Genomic DNA, 17,119 nt, shown 5'->3' with positions numbered 1-17,119 from the left:
CTCGCGGTTGTTTAGTCCGGAATGTAGGCTGTGCACTCGATCTCGACCTTCATCCCGGGCGGGAACTTGCCGATCTCCACCGTGCTGCGGGCGGGAGGGTCGGCGGGGAAGAACTTCGCGTACTCCCGGTCGTATTCCGCGAACTCGTCCAGATCGTCGAGGAAGGCCGTCACCTTGAGCACGCGGTCGATGGACGTTCCCGCCTCTTCCAGAATGGCCGAGATATACTCCAGCACGAGCTTCGTCTGGGCGGCCGTGTCGCCGGGATGCAGCACCTTCTTCGAGCCGAGCTCGAACGGGCAGGTGCCGGCTACGTAGACCGTCGGCCCCAGCTTCACCGCCTGCGAATAGCTGCCCGCGGGAAGCGGCGCTCTATCGGTTCGAATGATTTGCTTCTTCAATTCGCTCTCCTCCTTCTTGCGTCGCCGCCGCATGCCCGTAGGTGCGGGCCAGATCGAGATAGAACTCGGCCGCCCGCTCGACGTCCCGCACCGGAACCCATTCCTCCTTCGAATGGGCCTGGGCGATCGAGCCGGGACCGAAGACGATGGAGGGAATCCCTCCGATGCCCTGAAGCTTGCTGGCGTTGCTGCCGTACGTCTCCCCGAACAGCCCGGTCGGCATGCCGCGGCGGGCGGCGACTTCCCGGGCCGCATGGATAAGCGGATCGTCCTGCGGCGTGTTCAGCGCCCAATCGAGCAGCAGCGACTCCACCGAGAGGCGGATGCCGTTGTCGGCCGCCCAGCGAAGCAGCCCGCTCTCGATCTCCTGGATGACGGCGCGGGGGTCTTCGCCGGGGATGATCCGCCGGTCGACTTCGATCGTGCAGCTCTCGGGCACGACGTTGATCTGCCGGCCGCCTTGGATCGTGCCGATCGACATCGTCGCCGGGCCGCACAGCACGTCGTGAAGCCGGCTCAGGCCGGGCGCCATCGTATCCGCCAGATAGCCGATCACCTTGGCCATCGGGACGATGGCGTTCTCGCCTTCGTGCGGCACGGAGCTGTGGGCCGCCTTGCCGTGCGTATGGACCGCGAAGCGGACGCACCCCTTGTGCGCGACGACGATGCGCAGCTCCGTCGGCTCGCCGACGACCGCGGCCGAGATCGGCATCTTCAGCTCGAGGAACCGAAGCGGCCCGCGGTAGGCGTGCTCCTCGTCGACCGACGCGCACAGGACGATGTCCGAACGGAGAATCTCCGGATGACGCGCGCACTGCTCCAAGGCGTAGATCATGCCGGCGAGCGACCCCTTCGTGTCGCAAGCTCCCCGGCCGTACAGCCGCCCGTCGCGGATGACCGGGCGAAGCGGATCGGCCATGCTGCCCAGCGAGACCGTGTCCATATGGGCTTCGAACAGCAGCACCGATTCGGGATGCCCGGTCTTCAGCTCGACGATGAGATTGTCCCGTCCTTCGAACACCTGCTGCCTCGTCACCTTGAGCCCCGCCCGAAGGCAGCGGCTCTCGACGTACCGGGACAGCTCCATCTCGCCCCGGGCGCCTTCGCCGTAATGCGGATTGACGCTCTGGATGCGGACCAGGTCCTCCAGAATCTCGACGGCGGGATGCTTCACGGGGCTTCGCTCCTTCCCGCCGGAGTTCCCGCCGGCGCGGCATTCGGGCGCGCCGCGGCCAGCGGCTTGGCCGCGGCGATCTTCGGCCCCCACTCCAGCAGCCATTCCCACGGCAGGCTCTCCCCTCCGACCATGTAGGGGACGCTGTCGTCCGGGGCGTACTCGTCGCCGAGCGAAGCGGCGAACGTCTTCCGATACTCGTTGACGACCATCGGGATGTAATATTCGCCGATGGGCACTCCCGTCCAATCGTGAGCCTTCGTGTCGAAGTAGTGCTCCTTGACGATGCGGTAGTCCTCCTCCGCATGACGAAGCGCCTCGTCCGCGTGCCGCTTCATCCGCCCGCGGTCGCCTTCCCCGTCCCGTTCCGCCAGGAACCGGTTGAAGGCGATGCCCGCTTCGGCGGCCTCCTTCATCCGGCGGACCATGATCCGGGTCGCTTCCGCGTTCTCCCGCCGCACGGCGTTGCCGAGGCCCGCGCGCTCCATCTCGTCCAGCTCGCGCAGCGCCCGCTCCGCCGCCTCCGCGCTTCGCTCCAGGTAGGCCAACCCTTCCGGGCCGACGTACTTGTTCGGCATGAACGGGAACGAAGGCAGCGTCGGGCAGATCTGCGTCTCGTGGATGCACGGAACCGACCGGATCAGCCGCTCGTACCGCGCCCCGTTCTCTTCTCCGTGCAGGTGCCGCGAAGCGTGCGCGAGGAAGCCGTCGCGGTCGAACCGCCAGCAGTCCCAGCCGAATTGCGCCGTCGCCATGAAGTACAGCTCGTGCCCGTACCATTCGAAGCCGTAGCCGTTGATCGCCGCGCACTTCGTGTTCACCGCTCCCTGGAATTGCGCGATGTCGTTCCACAGATGTTGAAAAGCGTAATTCCGAAGCTCCTCCGGGAACGTGTCCGGAATGAGATACGGAATTCGGCCCAGGCTGGCGGCGAAGCCGCTCCCTTCGCAGTTGCGCGACCAGATCCTCTCCGGCCCGAACACGTCGACCCACTTCAGGAATTCGCGGTCGTCGTCCTCGAGGCCCGGAGCCCAGAACAGCTTCGCCCGGCTCGGCAGCCGCGCGTTCCACGCCGCCAGCCGCTCCCGGTCCTTCACGATCGGCGGCTCGCGCAGCCAGCGGATGCCGATCAGCGTCTCCGGCTTCAGCGCCTTCGCGTACTCCTCGAGCAGCTCGACCGTCACGCTGTGCTTCGCCTCGTTCGGCGGCAGGTGCCCGTACTTGCGCTGGCATTCCGAGCATTGGCAGAACCACTGCACCTCTTCGCTCTCCTCGAACACGAGCCCGTCGAACCCGATCTCCTCGATCCTCCGGACGCTGGCGATCAAGTAACGCCTGACGTCTTCTCGGGAGGTGCACAGGGAGTCGTAGTTGTTCACGTGCCCCGCCGCGACGAGCTCCGGCGACAGAACGCTCCGGCTCTCCGGATGAACGACCGGGTAGCCTCCGCTGTACGAGTTCATGCCGATGTACGCATAGACTTCGATGCCTCTCTCGTTGGCGTAGCGAATCAGGTCTTCAAGGAACGGCTTGCGGAGATTCGGGTGGGTGAAGCGGACCTCTACCCAGTCGCCGATCTCGGGCGACCACGTCTCCATTCTCAAATCCCGAAGAGTCGTGTCCGAATATTCGGGGAATTCGAACGGCCAGAAGCCGTACATGACGACGTTAAGGGCGTTGATCTTGTGGCGGAAGCACCAATCGACGAAGACGCGCCACCGGTCGCCGTCCCACAGCTGGGTGCCGAAGCCGGCCCGGGCGAAGCCCGCGTACCAGGTCAGCGTCGGGGAGACGATTCTCCTCTCGATGTCCGGGCCGTCCACGATGCTGAGATCGGGGATCTCTCCCCCGGAGGCGCCTTCGATCAGCTGATGCACCGTGGCGATCCCGTTCAAGGCTCCTTTTCTATCCAAGGCGTACACGGTCAGGCGGCCGGCTTCGGACAGCAGCGCGTACGACTGCTCCGGATAGTCCTGCCCGCTCAGCTCCCTCTCGATCGGCTCGGGCATCTCTCCTCTGCCGAGCACGGACAGCGAGACAGCGTTCGGGGCGTTCGAGGCGTCCGAAGCGTCCGAAGCATTCGAAGCGCCCGCCGCTTCCCGGATCGTCTTCACGCCGAGATGCTCCAGCTCCGAGCGGACGATGCCGGCCAACTCGCCGAAGACCGGGTCCAGCGTCAGGACGATCTCTCGTCCGATTCTCGTTCTCCCGGTCCCCAAGGTCAGCCGCTTCGGAGTCGGCAGCAGAGGAACGGACGACGGGTTCGGATTTGGGTTCGAGTTCGAGTTCGAGTTCGGGGTCGAGTCCGGATTCGGGCTCATCCAGGTCATCCTCCTTTTCCAGGTGGCTTCGGTTGTCCTCTTCGGTTACGGCTTGTAATACTCGTCCACGTTATCCGCGTTGACCGGCACGTAGTCGACGAGCTCCTTCTTGTTGAACTTCTCGCCCTTGATCAACCCGACGGCCACTTCGACCGCGCGCTTCCCTTCGGAGGTGACGTTGTCCAGAACGGTCGCGGTCAGCCGGCCTTCCTTGACGGCCTTGAGCGCGTCGGAGATTCCGTCGATGCCGACGACGAGGATGTCCTTGCGTCCCGCCGCTTCGACCGCCTGCAGGGCGCCCATCGCCATCTCGTCGTTCTGCGCGGCGATCGCGTTCAGGTCGGGGAACCGCTGCAGCCAGTCCTCCGTGATGCTCATCGCTTCGTCGCGGTTCCAGTTGGCGGTCTGCTGCGTCACGAGCTTCACGTCCGGATACTTGTCGAACAGAGCCTTCTGCAGCCCCGCGCCGCGGGTGATCTCCGCCGAATGGCCGATCTGCCCTTGCAGCAGCGCCACCTTGCCCTTGCCGCCGAGCTTGTCCGCCAGAATCTCGCCCATCATGACGCCGGACTGCTCCGGATCGGTCCCGACGAACACGTCGTAATTCTCGTTCTTCGTGAACGTGATCGTCTCGACGAGAGGGATGCCCGCTTCCTTCACCTTGTCCACGGCCGGGCTCGAGCCGACCATGTCGACCGCGTTCAGAATGATGGCGTCGACCTTCTGCGAGATGAGGTTGTCGACCTGGTTCAGCTGGTCTTCGATCTTGTCCTGGCTGTCCATGACGAGCAGCTCGACGTTCAGCTCGTCGGCCTTCTCCTGCATCGATTCGACCAGCGACTTGATGAATTCGTGCGACAAGCCTTGAGCCGCCACGCCGATCCGGTACGTTTTCCCGCCCGAGCCTTCGCTTCCCGCCGACGGGGAAGACGAGCCTCCCGCGGAGCCGCCGTTATTCGCGTCCTTCCCGCACCCCGCCAACAGCACCGCGGACAGCGCGACGATACCCATCCACTTCCAGCTTCTCGTTTTCCCCATTTTCATGTGCTCCTCTCGTCTATTGGATCTATGCAGTCGGAAGCTTGAAGCGGCGCGCCGCCTCGCCTCCGATGGTGCCGTCTTCAATTCTTCTTGGCGCGCTGGTCCAGAATGACCGCCCCCGCGATGATGACGCCCTTGATGATCTGCTGCCAATAGGAGGAGACGTCCAGAAGATTAAGCCCGTTGTTGATGACGCCGATGATGAGCACGCCCACGATCGTCCCGAGCAGGGAGCCACGGCCCCCGAACAGGCTGGTCCCCCCGATGACGACGGCGGCGATCGCGTCGAGCTCGTACCCGAGGCCGCTGTTCGGCTGCCCCGAGCTGATGCGCGAAGCGAGCAGCGCGCCGGCCAGGCCGGACAGCACGCCGTTGATGACGTATACGCCGATCTTGACGCGGCCGACCCGGATGCCCGAGATGCGCGCCGCGTTCTCGTTGCCGCCCACGGCGAAGATATAGCGGCCGAACTTCGTCATGTAGAGGACGATGCCGACCAGAGCGGTCACGAGGACGAAGACGACGACGGGAAAAGGAACCGGACCCAAATACCCTTGCCCGAGGAACTTGAAGGCGGCGGAGTCGACGACGATAGGCCGGCCGTTCGTGTAGATCAGGGCGATGCCCCTCGCGATCGTCATCATCGCCAGAGTGGCGACGAACGGCGCCACGTTCAGCCGCGAGCTCATCGTCCCGCTGACTCCCCCGAGCACCCCGCTGGCCAGCATGCCCGCGATGAGGGCGACGACCGCGGCGGAAGGAGACTCGCTGACGATGCTGGCGGCCACGACGGCGGATACCGCCATGAGCGAGCCGATCGACAGGTCGATGCCGCCGGTGAGAATGACGAGCGTCATGCCGACCGCCAGAATGCCGTTGATCGAGACTTGCCGGAGCACGTTCATGATGTTGGTGAAGGTGAGGAACGTATCGGATACGATGCTGAGAACGATGACGGCCAGGAGGAGAATCAGGATCAGGCCGTACCTGCGGATCATGTCGGACGACAGGCCCCCGCCGTCCGGAAGGGCTCTGCGTTTGACGGAGACCGGATCAGCCATCCCTCTCACCTCCGACCGCGCAGGCGAGAATCTGTTCCTGGGTGATCTGTCCTCCCTGGAATTCGCCTCTGATTCTGCCCTGGCCCATGACCAGAACGCGGTCGCTCATGCCGAGCACCTCGGGAAGTTCCGATGAGATCATGATAATCGCCATGCCCTCCTTCGCCAGATTGGACATCATTCGGTAAATCTCGGCCTTGGCGCCCACGTCGATGCCGCGGGTCGGCTCGTCGAGGATGAGCACCTTCGGCCTCGTGAGCAGCCACTTGGCCAGCACGACCTTCTGCTGGTTGCCCCCGCTCAGGTATTGGACGAGCTGCTTCGGATCCCTCATCTTGACGCGGATGCGCCCGGCCAACTCGTCCACGACGCGGGATTCCTCGCTCCGGGACAGGAACGCCTTGCGCTCCGAGAGAGGGAGGCTCGCCATCGTCATGTTCTCCTGGATGGAGCGGCACAGCACGAGCCCGAGCTCCTTCCGGTCCTCGGTGACGAGGGCGATTCCGTGCCGGATGGCGTCCGCCGGATGCCGGATGGCGACCGGGCTGCCGCCGATCTTCACTTCGCCTTCGTCCAGGCGGTCGATGCCGAAGATCGCCCGAGCGACCTCGCTTCTTCCCGCCCCCATCAGCCCGGCGATGCCGAGAATCTCGCCCCGGCGCACCTGGAACGAGACGTTCTCGAAGACGGAGCGCCGGGTCAGCCCGGCCGCTTCGAACGCGACTTCGCCGGGCGAGACCGTCTCCTTCGGGTAGATCGCTTCCAGGGGGCGGCCGACCATCATCGAGATGAGCCGGTCCGGATCGAGCTCCCCGGTCGGCTTCGAGCCTATGTATTGACCGTCCCGCAGCACCGTCACCCGGTCGGTCATGCTGAAGATCTCTTCCATCCGGTGCGAGATGTAGATGACGGGAACTCCTTTGCCTTTCAAGCTGGCGATCGTCTGGAACAACGTCTTGACCTCGCCGTCGGACAGCGCCGACGTCGGCTCGTCCATGATGATCAGCTTCGCGTTGTACGACACCGCCTTGATGATCTCGAGCATCTGCTTCCGCGCGACGCTCAGCTTGCCGACCTTCTCGTCCGGATCGAGCGGGAAGCCGAATTCGGCCAGCAGCTCCCGGGTCCGCCTCCGCAGCTCCCTGCGGTTCAGGAACGGCCCACGGGTCGGCTCGCGTCCGAGGAAGAGGTTCTCGGCCACCGTCATCTCCGGAATCGGGTTCAGCTCCTGGTGGATCATCGCGATTCCGAGGTCGAGCGCGGCCTGCGGCCCGTCGATACGGACCGGCTTCCCGTAATACTCGATCTCTCCTTCGTCCGGCTTGACGAGGCCGGTCAGGATCTTCACGAGCGTCGATTTGCCCGCTCCGTTCTCGCCCATCAAGGCGTGTACCTCGCCCGGCCGAACCTCCAGCGTGACCTTGTCGAGCGCCTTGACGCCGTGGTAAGCCTTGGAGATTCCGGTCATTCGAAGCGCCGTCGTCGTCAACTTCATGCCCTCCTCTGCGAAGAAATGGGCTTTCTGCTTCCTGTTGAGGTCCTTGCTCGGCTCCCGCTTAGAACCAGAGAGTCTCTCCGTCCTCCCAATGCTTGTCCTCGTCCAACTCGATGAACTCGCGGTACGAACGGTAGATATGCTTGCGCATGACCTTCTCCGCCTGGTCGGGATTCCTCTCCTTAAGAGCTTCGATCAGCTCCAGGTGCTGGTCGACTTCCTTCTGCTTCGTCGACTCCCGGCCCAGAATCCGGTTGACGAGGGCGATCTGGAACGAGATCGACTCGTACGTGTTGATGAGCCGCTCGTGCTTGGACAGCTTGATGATCGACTGGTGAATGTAGAGCGAGTCTTGCAGAAGCGTATCGACCGAAGGGTCCTCCAGCTTGACCTTCATCTCGGAGTAGAAGCGCTCCAGCTCCTCTACCGCTTCGTCGGAGGCGATCTGGGTGGCGATGCGGATGGCCAAGCCTTCGATCGCGGCCCGCAAGGAGTAGATCTCGAAGACGTCGCTCTTCTGCAGCTCCTTGATGACCGGCCCCTTGTTCGGCACGATCGTCACGATGCCTTCCCCGGACAGCTGGTGCATCGCCTCCCGGATCGGCGTCTGGCTGATGCCGAGCTCCCGGGCGAACTTCGTCTCCACGATCCGGTCTCCGGGGTTCAGTTCCCCGTTCAGGATCATTCTCTTGAAGTATTCGACCACGTCGTGGCTGATGTTCTGCTTGTCCATGAACGGGGGACGCTGCGCCGTGTCTTTCATCGCTTCATCTCCTTTCAACTCATTTCATGAAAACGCTATCTTTTTCTATATTCTATATTATATATAATATAGGATTTTCGCAATACCAAAAATGCCAATCCCGGTAATTGGTCTCTTGCGCTTCCAAAAAGGGAGCGACGATCGGCGGATGGGGTCGTGCACTTTCGACAAAAGAGGTTCTGAAGGCGCATACACGGGGAATTGCGCTCTTCGCTTGCGAGAAGTCGAAGCCGCTCAGGCGGGGACTGGGTTAATTCGGCGAGATGTTCATTGGGCAGCCAGCTGGTTAGGCATGAGAGTTGGTCGGGGAGGGTTGGTTCGGGTGTGTTGGTTCGGGCGATCTTATTTGTGGCCAATCGGGGGAAAAACGGGCTTCCGGCACGAAATAGCGTTTATACGATTCGTTAGAATCGAAAATCCATGATTGGGGACGAAATAGCGTCTCCTCGATTCGTTAGCCGCCTCCCCCAATGAAACCGGGAACCCGCACAAATATAGGAGCTCTACGCAACTCTAAATCGCCTCTTGCCGCTGCCCCCAACTAAAACGCAAAGGCCGACGTCGTCGGCCTCCCTTGAATTCCAATTATGTATCGCCCGCCCCGGTCATTCGGCCAAGCCGTGCCGGTGGGCGTAAATCGCCGCCTGCGTGCGGTCTTCGACGCCGAGCTTGCCGAACAGGTTCGTCATATGATACTTCACCGTCTTGATCCCGATGAACAGCTCGTCGGCGATCTCCTGGTTCGACTTGCCCTGGGCGAGCAGCTGCAGCACTTCCATCTCCCGCTCCGTCAGTTCTTCGTGGGGCTGGGCGGCCGCCTGTGCCGGCTTGCGGAACCGGTTCATCATCTTGGAAGCGACCTGGGATTCGAGCACCGACTGCCCGCGGGCCGCCGCCCGGATCGCGTCGGCGATCTCCGAAGCGCGGGACGTCTTGAGCAGATAGCTGAACGCTCCCGCCTCGATGACCGGATACATCTTCTCGTCGTCGAGGAAGCTGGTCAGCACGATGACCCGGCATTCCGGCTGCTCTTCGAGCAGCTTCCGGGTCGTCTCGATGCCGTCCATTCCCTCCATCACCAGATCCATCAGCACGACGTCCGGCTTATACGCCTTCGCCAGCCGCAGGCCGTCCATGCCGTTGCCCGCTTCGCCGACGATCTCGATCCCGTCTTCCGTATCGAGAACGGCCGCCAAGCCGATCCTCACCATCTCGTGATCGTCAACCAGCAGTACCCGAATCGGTTGCTGTTCCGCCATCTTCCCAAGCTCTCCCTTCCGCCGTCACGATCGGCACCCGAATTTCGATTCTCGTTCCCTTGCCCGGAGCGCTGGCCACGTTCAAGGAACCGCCCAGCTCGCTGACCCGCTCCTCCATGCTGACGAGTCCGTAGGACGTCTGCTTCTTCGCTTGCACGTCGAAGCCGACTCCGTTGTCCTTGATCGCCAGCCGCACCGTCTCGCCGCGCTTCTGAAGGGCAATGTCCATCCTCGTCGCCTTCGAATGCCGAAGCGTGTTCGAGAACGCCTCCTGCAGCATTCGGAACAAGTGATTCTCGATGCCCTTGTTCAGCTGGATGTCTTCGTCCATCTCGAGCGCGATGTCCATGGCGACCTTCGCCCGCATCTCCTCGACGAGCTCGGGGATCGCCTGGGACAGCTTCTTCCCTTCCAGATGAACGGGCCGAAGATGCAGAAGCAGCGCTCTCATCTCGGACTGGGCGACGGAGGCCATCTCCTCGATCAGCTTCACCTGGCGCTTCGCCTTCTCGAAGTCGTGATCGAGCGTGCGCCCGACGGCCGTCGCCGTCATCGAGATGGCGAACAGCTGCTGGCTGACCGCGTCGTGCAGCTCGCGCGCGAGCCTCTGTCTCTCTTCCACGACGGCGCTCATCCGCGCCTTGGCGGCCAATTCCGTATTGTTCGTCGACAGCCTCTGAAGGCTCGACACCTGTTCCTCCCACTTGCGGCTAATCCGGGACAGCTGCTCCGCCAGATGGCCGATCTCGTCCTTGCCCATATCGGGCAGCTGCGGGACCGGGCTTCCCTTCTCCAGCATCAGCATGGCATCCCTCATCATGTCTACCCGGTTGCGGATCGGGTAACTGCGATAGAAGCCGAATGCGGCGCCGGCCACGAGAAGCACCCCGACCGCGGAGAGGCCGAACGTAACGATCGTCGACCAAGAATGGAACGGAGCGGCGAGTCCCTGGCTCTCCAGCAAGTAGACGATCAAGATGCCGATGCCGAGGGAGAACAAGACGGATTCGCCAACGTGACGCCATACCAATTCCGATTCCCCCTTCTTCAGATCGGCCGAATTCTGATATTCCCTACGAGGTAGAACAATTGCAGTTTCAACTTCTGATCCTTCAGGTCGTAATCGGGCGAACGCCAGCGCGTCTTGTGGAAAAACCCGCCCTCCCGCTGCTGGTCCCAGCCGATCTGTCCCATCAGCACGGACGCTTCGACTTCGAGTCCGTAGTCCTCCGGTACGATCAGGTCGACGTCGCCGACGATTCCCTGCAGCACGATCGTCGTCTCCCGTTCTTCGGGCATGGCCATCGACAGGTCCATCCGGACCTCTCCGAACGCGTGCCAGCAGCTCATCGACTTGAGCACCCACGACTGCTTATCCAGACGCATGTTCAGCGCGAACCGGTGTCTGCGGTCGACGGGCCCGCCCGCATGGGTCGGCCTGGCCTTCAAATAATAAATGCCGAGCGAGACGAGCAGAAGGACGATGAGCAGCCCGAACTGCTGCACGACCAGAATCAAAGCGCAGATGGCGATGACGATCACGGCCAGCCTGCTTCGGTCGTGCCGGAACCGGTCGATTCCGAGCCAGAGAAGAAGAACGGCATTCACCGTCGCGAACCCCGCCACCCCTCCGAGAGCGAGATAGAGCCCGGCGCCGACGAACAATAACGCATGGTTGGATAGTCTCTTCACGACGGGCCTCGCCTCCTCTCACGTTCGCTTCCGCTTCGCGGCTCAGGCCATAACGGATAGAATCCGTTATGGCCTGGCCTGAACGCATCTTGATTAGCATACCATAACTTCCCTCTGTCGGGAACGTCCCTCTCGTCTCTCCCGCTTCGCAGGAGCCGCAAGCTTCCGACTATGTCCGGAAGCTTGCGGCGATCCGGATTACTCCGTAGCGGCCGGAGGCTGCAGGCGATTCTTCAGGGCCGCGAGCTCTTGCTCGACGCGGAACGACTTCTCGGCGTCCACCGGAGCGGCGATCGAGCGGAACGGCGAGCCGGGCAGGCGGGCGACGTCGGCTTCGGCTTCGAGCTGCATGATCTTCTCTTCCATGCGGTGGAATCCGCGGGACGCGTTGCCGCTCTCGATCGTGTGCAGGGAGCTCACTTGAGCCATTTGCTTGCGGGCCTTCGCCATCTGGGCGCGGGCCGACAGCTCGTTGCGCTTGTTGCGGAGCTTGTAGTATTCTTCCTTCATCTCGTGCAGTTGAGCCGTCAGCTCGCCGACTTGCGCGCTGGCTTGCTCATGCAGGCCGAGCAGGTCGGCGGCTTGCTGATCGTAGTAAACCTTCTCTTCCAGCAGCTTGCGGGCAACGGCTTCGTTGCCGCCGCGGAGAGCTTGCTCCGCTTGGGATTCGCGTTCGACGCCGATGCGCACCGCTTCGTCCAGCCGCTGCTTCAGGCGGCGCTCGGAAGCCATCTGCTTCGCGACCGTCACTTCCGCTTCGTGAATCTCCGTCTCCATATCGCGGAGATATTGGTTCAGCATGACGATCGGGTCCTCCAGCTTATCCAGCAGATCGTGAATCGAAGCCTTCGTCATATCTTTTACGCGTTGAAATACTCCCATGGTCGTTATTCCCCTTTCGATTGTTGTTCGAATTTAGTAATTCTGGCTTTCAGTTCTTCAATCTCGCGCTTCAGAGCCTTCTTCTCGATATCTTCCATCATGGCGTCCAGCTCGGGAGCCGTCGTCGCCGTTCCCGCGGCGGGAGCCGCTCCCGGTCTTGCCGTTCCCGGCGCCGCCGACGCGGCGGAAGGACCCGGCCCCGGCCACGGCGTGCCCGGCGTCCAGCCCGGCGCCGCGTTCGGCGCTTGGTGCGGCGGATTCCAGCCGCTATAGCCGCCGTTCCAACGGCCGCCGCGGGGCGGCGTCGGATCCGCGTAGGGCCCCGATCCGAACGGGCCGCCGAATTGCGGCTCCCGCGGGATGATGAACCCGGCGAGGATGTAGACGAGCACGATGGAGCCGGCCGAGAACACCGCCACGACGATCAGCAGAATCCGAAGCAGCGTCGCGTCGACGCCCAGGTACTCCGCCAGCCCTCCGCACACCCCGAATATTTTGCTGTCTCGGGACGAACGATAAAGTTTGCGCATGGTTAACCTCCTTGCTGCAGTTTGCGCTTCAATTGCTGCAACTCTTTCTCGATGGCTTCATGGATGACGCTGCCCGCTTGGTAGGCGAACTCCTGACCCATCCTCCGCAAGTCGCGAAGGCTCTTCGTCTCCAGCTCCATGTCCGTCAGCCGGTCGTCCAGCCTGCGGAACATCGTCGACGGATTGCTGTCGGCGCTCGGACCGAACCGGGCGTTCAGCCTCTGCTGGAGCCGGAGCGACTCCATCCGGGCGACGTAGAACTGCCTGCGGTCGTAGACGGCCCGATATTCGTCGCGGAGCTCCTGGAGCAGCTGCTCCAGCTCGTTCAGCTCGCTGCGGCTCTGCTCGTACAGCCCTTGATAACGCGCCGCTTTCTCCTCGTGCGCCATTTTATCTTGAAGAGCCAGCTTGGCTGCGGATTCTTCTCCGGCCTTGAGAGCCGTCATCGCTTGCTGCTCGCGCCGATCCCTCCACTGCTCGGCTTCCTTCCATTGCCGATACAGGCTATCGGTATGCGCCGAATACTGCCTGTGAAGCTGCTCGCTCTGGATGATCTCCTGGTGGGTCGACCATAAGAACTGATCGATCAAGCGAACAGGATCTTCGGTCTTCTCCAACCGGTCGTTTAAAGTAGCCACTGTCATGTCTCGTACCCGTTTGATGACGCTCATTCCTAATCCTCCTTATCCCGGCTTTTACGGCCGACCCGCGGGCTTCCTGCCCAGCATCGAGATTCCGAATACGATCAAGCCGATCACGGCGATCCAGAAGATAACCGCGGATAGTTTGCCCAGCAGCATGAACCCGCCGATGACGGCGAGGATGCCGCCCACGATTCGGTTGTCCCGGCGCCAAGCCATCACGCCCAATCCGATAATAAGCACCGGGATTAGCAGCGAGATGATGAAGCCGAACAGGTTGCCCAATTTACCGAAGAGCAGCAGGATGCCGATGACGATGAGTATAACGGCCAATCCGTTTCCTTTTTTCAATGGTTCCTCACCTCTTTCCTTGTGTCCGGCGTCCGAAGCGCCTCGCTTCGTTAACCGTTTCTCTTGACCTCACATTTACATTGTAAACGGAACGGCATTTGGGCATAACGGACTCGCGGACGTTTTTGATCCTAGACTGGGGTCGAGGGTCGGGACGGTCCCACGGCCCTTGGGACGCAAGACTTCGGGCGTCAATGGCAACAATTGAGGGTTACATGCCCTCCTGTGCCTATGTTAGCGTAGTTGTACACGCTAATAGGAGGTGCATGACGCATGAGAAAACAAATCGCATGGCTCGCGCTCGTATGCGCGGTGGCGACCGGTCTCTTCGGCGCCCATTCGACGACGGCTTCCGCGGCGTCCCTCTCGACCCCCAAGGGCAAATCCGGCTTCAAGGCTTCCTATAATAAAAACGACGGAACATCGTTCGATAACGGACAGACGGACGACGGCGGCTTCGCAAGCGATTGGAACGGCGGCGGCGGCCAGGAACAGAACGCAGACGGAGCCGGGGCGGCGGATTCGAGCGACGCTTCGGACCCGAGCCAGACGGCCTCGAACGACATCGAGAAGGTGATCGCCGACGGCATGAAGTATCTGGGCACGCCCTACGAATTCGGCTCCGACCGCAGCACCAGCAAGACGTTCGATTGCTCCGACTTCACCAAGTGGATCTTCCAGGAGACGCTTGGGGTCGATCTCCCGTCCGACTCTCGCCAGCAAGGCGACTACGTCAAGCAGCGCGGCCAAGCGAAGACCGACTGGCATCAGCTGAAGCGCGGCGACCTCATCTTCTTCATGTCTTACAAAGGCTCCAAGGAAGCGGATTACGCCGGCGTCGACAAGTCGACGGCCCGCATTACCCACGTCGGCCTGTACTTGGGCGACGGCAAGGTTCTCCAGACGTATTCCGTCAAGAGCGGCGGCGTACGCGTCGACTCGATCGAAGGCACGGCATGGGAATACCGGTTCCTGTTCGGAGGCAGCGTCGTATAGGCGCAATCGCGCCATATAATCGCCATATAATATAGAAGAAACCGGAGTCCCTTAGGGGCTCCGGCTTTTCGTTCGTCCAGTATCGTTTATCTCAAAAATAACGTCAGGGGCTGAAGCTGCAGCCGCTTCAGCTCTTCGTACACCAGCCGCGCGACCTCGATGCCGCCCTGCTGCTGGAAGTGCGTGTTGTCCTGCGCGCCATCCGGGAAGTTGGCGAATTCGCCAGGCGCTAGCCACATGAACAAGTCCTTCGTCTTCTCCGGCCCGAGCCGCTCGAACAGCTCCTTGCTGCGGGCCACCAGATCGACGAGAGGAACGTTCTCCTCGGCGGCCAGCTCCCGCATCGCGACCAGGTACTCTCCGTGCGTGTCGCTCAGCGTCCCGTCCGCTTCGAAGAACCTGCGTTGCACGCTCGTGACCAGAATCGGGATCGCCCCCCGCTCGCGGGCGCCGTCGATGTAGAGCTTCAGCGTCTCCTTGTACGTGGTGAAGGGCTCCGTGCGCCTCTCGGCGTCCGGCTTCTGGTCGTTGTGGCCGAACTGGACGAGCAGGTAGTCGTTCGGCTTGATCGCCTGCCAGATCCGATCGAGCGCGCCTTCGCCGATGAAGCTCTTGGAGCTGCGGCCGGACAGCGCGTAGTTCGCCACCGCCGCGTCCGGCTTCACGAACATCGGAAGCATCTGGCCCCAGCCGGCGTACGGGTAGCCGTCGTCCGGCTGGTCGGTCACCGTCGAGTCTCCCGCCAGGAAAATCGTGCAAGCGTCCGGCGACGGATCGATCTCCAGCGCGTTGATCCGCGGCGTCAAGCCGCCGAACGTCAGCTTGAGGGAGCCGCCCGCAACCCGTGCCGCGAAGACGACGCGCGCGTAATGCCCCGGCGCCGTCCGCTGCTTGTGCACGACGAGCCGCCCTTGGCCGACCCGGATCGTCGTCTCCGTCGGGGCGATCTCGTCCCCGATCAGCGCCGCGATCCGGTACGTGCCGTCCGGCACGTCCACGACGAACGCCGTGTCCAGCGGAATGCAGAAGTCCCTTCGCAAGGGTCCCGGTTCTCCCCGGTCCTTGGCGTTCACCCGCTCCGTGCGGGTAAACCCGTAGCCGGCGGCCGCGCCGTCGTACGCCGCGTCCGGCCCTACCTTCGTATAGCCCTCCACCGGGTCTCCCGTCCCGAAGTCGAATCGATACCGCGGTTCCATGTTCCCGATCTCCTCCTGTAACTATCGCTTCTCGTCCGCCGTCCGCCCATCCGGCACGCGCGGCGGAATCTCCCCGCCCGGATACAGCGTCGAACTGGACAGCCGCTTCGGCTGCGGAAGCGGTCCGGCAGCTTGGGACTCTCGCAGGTCGATCTCCCCGCCGGAATAGATGGCCGCTTCCTCGTCCGTATAGATGATAACTTGTTCGGTCCCGCTTCCGCAAAGGTCGGCGTGGGCGGCGTAGCCGTCGAGCGGAAACTCCGCGACGATCTCCATCCGTCCGTCGTACAGCGCGGGCAGGACGCCGCCGCCGCGGCGGTACGCCAGGATGTAGTCGGGAGCCCCCTTCTGCCAATCTTGAAGCGTCTCCGCGATCGTCAGCCAGCCGTCCGTCCGGCGATCCTCCTTCCACAGCTCGCGTCCCTCGGCGTCCAGCAGGAACAGTGCGTCCTTGCCCTTCAGTCCCATCCCGTCGTCCTCCCGGACGAGCCGGTCCAGCCCGGCGATCTGCAGCCCCGGCAGCTCGGGGCGGAAGCGGCCGAGCGCGATGTGCTGCGACTCGACCGAGCCCTCGTAGCGCCATAATTCGTTGCCCCTCGCGTCGTACATGACCGTGACGCTGCCGCCGATGACGAGCTCCGGCTCCCCGTCCCCGTTGACGTCCCCGACCCAGATGCAGTCCGCGTGATCGTCAAGGTCGCGGCAGCTCCATAGGAGACGGCCGTCGTGATCGAGCAGGTCGTAACCCGCCATCACCTCGTCCAGCCCGTCGCCGTCGAAGTCGTACGTCCACGGGAAGTGGCCCGGGTTGCCCTCGTGCTTCCAGAGCAGGTTCCCTTCCCGGTCCAGCGCCCACAGCGTCCGATAGCGGTCCTTCAAGATCAAGTCTCCCGCGTAATCGCCGCCCGTCAGCTTGGCGACGATGAGGCAATCGTGCGCTTGCGGGTCCGGGAGCTCCGCGGCCCGCTTCGGCTTCCCGGTCCGGCCGTCCAACATCCACAGCCGCCCGTCCATCACGCACAGCGCCTCCAGCCGCCCGTCCCCGTCGACGTCCGCGAGCTGGGCCGGATAGTCCGAGCCCGGCGCGCCGGCTCCGGGGTCCGGTCTGCCGAACTGCCAGAGCAGGCGTCCCTCCAGATCGAACGCCGTCAAGCATTGCGTCTGATGGGGAATGTGCCGGACGTCCTGCCGGTTGTCGGGCTGAACCATCACGATCTCCATGCGGCCGTCCCCGTCCAGGTCGCCGAGCAGCATGCGGCAGCGCGGACCGGCGGCCCTCAGATCGATTCTCCCCGCGCAATACGGTTCCTTCTTCG

The 17,119-nt window shown here is 63.0% G+C and carries 17 protein-coding genes; 1 reads left to right on the top strand and 16 read right to left on the bottom strand.

What is annotated here, in order from left to right; all coding sequences use genetic code 11:
- Positions 1–11: 11 nt before the first annotated feature.
- From H7B90_RS18565 to H7B90_RS18500, 14 genes are all read right to left on the bottom strand, one after another.
- Entirely contained in the window at positions 12–401 is a 390-nt protein-coding gene (locus H7B90_RS18565) for a RidA family protein (RefSeq protein ID WP_185137378.1), read from the bottom strand.
- Positions 373–1,575 (bottom strand): M20 family metallopeptidase, encoded by a 1,203-nt coding sequence (locus tag H7B90_RS18560; protein WP_185137377.1) that lies wholly within the window; start codon positions 1,573–1,575, stop codon positions 373–375. Before H7B90_RS18560 ends, H7B90_RS18565 begins: the two co-directional genes overlap by 29 nt.
- A complete protein-coding gene (locus tag H7B90_RS18555) occupies positions 1,572–3,896 on the bottom strand; it encodes a glycoside hydrolase family 20 zincin-like fold domain-containing protein (protein WP_185137376.1) in 2,325 nt (774 codons plus the stop codon). Before H7B90_RS18555 ends, H7B90_RS18560 begins: the two co-directional genes overlap by 4 nt.
- A gap of 45 nt (positions 3,897–3,941) precedes the next feature.
- The gene (locus H7B90_RS18550; protein WP_185137375.1) at positions 3,942–4,934 is read right to left on the bottom strand and encodes a substrate-binding domain-containing protein; all 993 of its coding nucleotides are present in this window, start codon (positions 4,932–4,934) and stop codon (positions 3,942–3,944) included.
- A gap of 83 nt (positions 4,935–5,017) precedes the next feature.
- Positions 5,018–5,998, bottom strand: a complete 981-nt coding sequence (locus H7B90_RS18545; protein WP_185137374.1) for an ABC transporter permease — start codon at positions 5,996–5,998, stop codon at positions 5,018–5,020.
- Positions 5,991–7,493: a sugar ABC transporter ATP-binding protein gene (locus H7B90_RS18540; RefSeq protein ID WP_311772756.1), complete on the bottom strand. Its 1,503-nt coding sequence runs from the start codon at positions 7,491–7,493 to the stop codon at positions 5,991–5,993. The genes H7B90_RS18545 and H7B90_RS18540 overlap by 8 nt, the downstream gene beginning before the upstream one ends.
- Positions 7,494–7,554: 61 nt before the next feature.
- A complete protein-coding gene (locus H7B90_RS18535) occupies positions 7,555–8,256 on the bottom strand; it encodes a GntR family transcriptional regulator (RefSeq protein WP_185137373.1) in 702 nt (233 codons plus the stop codon).
- Positions 8,257–8,861: 605 nt separating this feature from the next.
- Positions 8,862–9,515 carry a response regulator gene (locus H7B90_RS18530; protein ID WP_185137372.1) on the bottom strand — a complete coding sequence of 218 codons (654 nt, stop codon included), beginning with the start codon at positions 9,513–9,515 and terminating at the stop codon, positions 8,862–8,864.
- Positions 9,478–10,545 carry a sensor histidine kinase gene (locus tag H7B90_RS18525; RefSeq protein ID WP_185137371.1) on the bottom strand — a complete coding sequence of 356 codons (1,068 nt, stop codon included), beginning with the start codon at positions 10,543–10,545 and terminating at the stop codon, positions 9,478–9,480. The genes H7B90_RS18530 and H7B90_RS18525 overlap by 38 nt, the downstream gene beginning before the upstream one ends.
- A gap of 17 nt (positions 10,546–10,562) precedes the next feature.
- Positions 10,563–11,207: a cell wall-active antibiotics response protein LiaF gene (gene liaF, locus H7B90_RS33470; RefSeq protein WP_185137370.1), complete on the bottom strand. Its 645-nt coding sequence runs from the start codon at positions 11,205–11,207 to the stop codon at positions 10,563–10,565.
- A 198-nt stretch (positions 11,208–11,405) separates the two neighbouring features.
- Positions 11,406–12,089: a PspA/IM30 family protein gene (locus tag H7B90_RS18515; protein WP_185137369.1), complete on the bottom strand. Its 684-nt coding sequence runs from the start codon at positions 12,087–12,089 to the stop codon at positions 11,406–11,408.
- A 5-nt stretch (positions 12,090–12,094) separates the two neighbouring features.
- Entirely contained in the window at positions 12,095–12,619 is a 525-nt protein-coding gene (locus tag H7B90_RS18510; protein ID WP_185137368.1) for a PspC domain-containing protein, read from the bottom strand.
- A gap of 2 nt (positions 12,620–12,621) precedes the next feature.
- Positions 12,622–13,290 (bottom strand): PspA/IM30 family protein, encoded by a 669-nt coding sequence (locus tag H7B90_RS18505; protein ID WP_185137367.1) that lies wholly within the window; start codon positions 13,288–13,290, stop codon positions 12,622–12,624.
- A 24-nt stretch (positions 13,291–13,314) separates the two neighbouring features.
- Positions 13,315–13,611 (bottom strand): LiaF transmembrane domain-containing protein, encoded by a 297-nt coding sequence (locus H7B90_RS18500; protein ID WP_185137366.1) that lies wholly within the window; start codon positions 13,609–13,611, stop codon positions 13,315–13,317.
- A 273-nt stretch (positions 13,612–13,884) separates the two neighbouring features.
- Between H7B90_RS18500 and H7B90_RS33465 the strand changes: the two genes are divergently transcribed.
- Complete coding sequence (locus H7B90_RS33465; protein WP_185137365.1) at positions 13,885–14,607, top strand: C40 family peptidase; 723 nt, start codon at positions 13,885–13,887, stop codon at positions 14,605–14,607.
- 86 nt (positions 14,608–14,693) lie between these two features.
- Here the strand turns inward: H7B90_RS33465 and H7B90_RS18490 are convergent, their stop codons facing one another.
- Both H7B90_RS18490 and H7B90_RS18485 read right to left on the bottom strand, forming a co-directional pair.
- Positions 14,694–15,803, bottom strand: a complete 1,110-nt coding sequence (locus H7B90_RS18490; RefSeq protein ID WP_185137364.1) for a rhamnogalacturonan acetylesterase — start codon at positions 15,801–15,803, stop codon at positions 14,694–14,696.
- A gap of 21 nt (positions 15,804–15,824) precedes the next feature.
- Positions 15,825–17,057, bottom strand: coding sequence for an FG-GAP-like repeat-containing protein (locus H7B90_RS18485; protein WP_185137399.1), 1,233 nt, complete (start codon positions 17,055–17,057; stop codon positions 15,825–15,827).
- Between the last annotated feature and the right edge of the window lie 62 nt (positions 17,058–17,119).

The sequence above is a fragment of the Cohnella xylanilytica genome, from assembly GCF_014212175.1.
Taxonomy (GTDB): domain Bacteria; phylum Bacillota; class Bacilli; order Paenibacillales; family Paenibacillaceae; genus Cohnella; species Cohnella xylanilytica.
This window is presented reverse-complemented; position numbering and strand designations above follow the sequence as displayed.

What these genes read in the sequence shown, in the direction of transcription:
- H7B90_RS18550 (WP_185137375.1), bottom strand. Translation starts at nt 4,934, where the DNA reads ATGGGGAAAACGAGAAGCTGGAAGTGGATGGGTATCGTCGCGCTGTCC.
- H7B90_RS18485 (WP_185137399.1), bottom strand. Translation starts at nt 17,057, where the DNA reads ATGCTGCTCGGCGACCTGGACGGGGACGGCCGCATGGAGATCGTGATG.
- H7B90_RS18505 (WP_185137367.1), bottom strand. Translation starts at nt 13,290, where the DNA reads ATGAGCGTCATCAAACGGGTACGAGACATGACAGTGGCTACTTTAAAC.
- H7B90_RS18490 (WP_185137364.1), bottom strand. Translation starts at nt 15,803, where the DNA reads ATGGAACCGCGGTATCGATTCGACTTCGGGACGGGAGACCCGGTGGAG.
- H7B90_RS18545 (WP_185137374.1), bottom strand. Translation starts at nt 5,998, where the DNA reads ATGGCTGATCCGGTCTCCGTCAAACGCAGAGCCCTTCCGGACGGCGGG.
- H7B90_RS18510 (WP_185137368.1), bottom strand. Translation starts at nt 12,619, where the DNA reads ATGCGCAAACTTTATCGTTCGTCCCGAGACAGCAAAATATTCGGGGTG.
- H7B90_RS33465 (WP_185137365.1), top strand. Translation starts at nt 13,885, where the DNA reads ATGAGAAAACAAATCGCATGGCTCGCGCTCGTATGCGCGGTGGCGACC.
- H7B90_RS18540 (WP_311772756.1), bottom strand. Translation starts at nt 7,493, where the DNA reads ATGAAGTTGACGACGACGGCGCTTCGAATGACCGGAATCTCCAAGGCT.
- H7B90_RS18530 (WP_185137372.1), bottom strand. Translation starts at nt 9,515, where the DNA reads ATGGCGGAACAGCAACCGATTCGGGTACTGCTGGTTGACGATCACGAG.
- H7B90_RS18555 (WP_185137376.1), bottom strand. Translation starts at nt 3,896, where the DNA reads ATGAGCCCGAATCCGGACTCGACCCCGAACTCGAACTCGAACTCGAAC.
- H7B90_RS18535 (WP_185137373.1), bottom strand. Translation starts at nt 8,256, where the DNA reads ATGAAAGACACGGCGCAGCGTCCCCCGTTCATGGACAAGCAGAACATC.
- H7B90_RS18515 (WP_185137369.1), bottom strand. Translation starts at nt 12,089, where the DNA reads ATGGGAGTATTTCAACGCGTAAAAGATATGACGAAGGCTTCGATTCAC.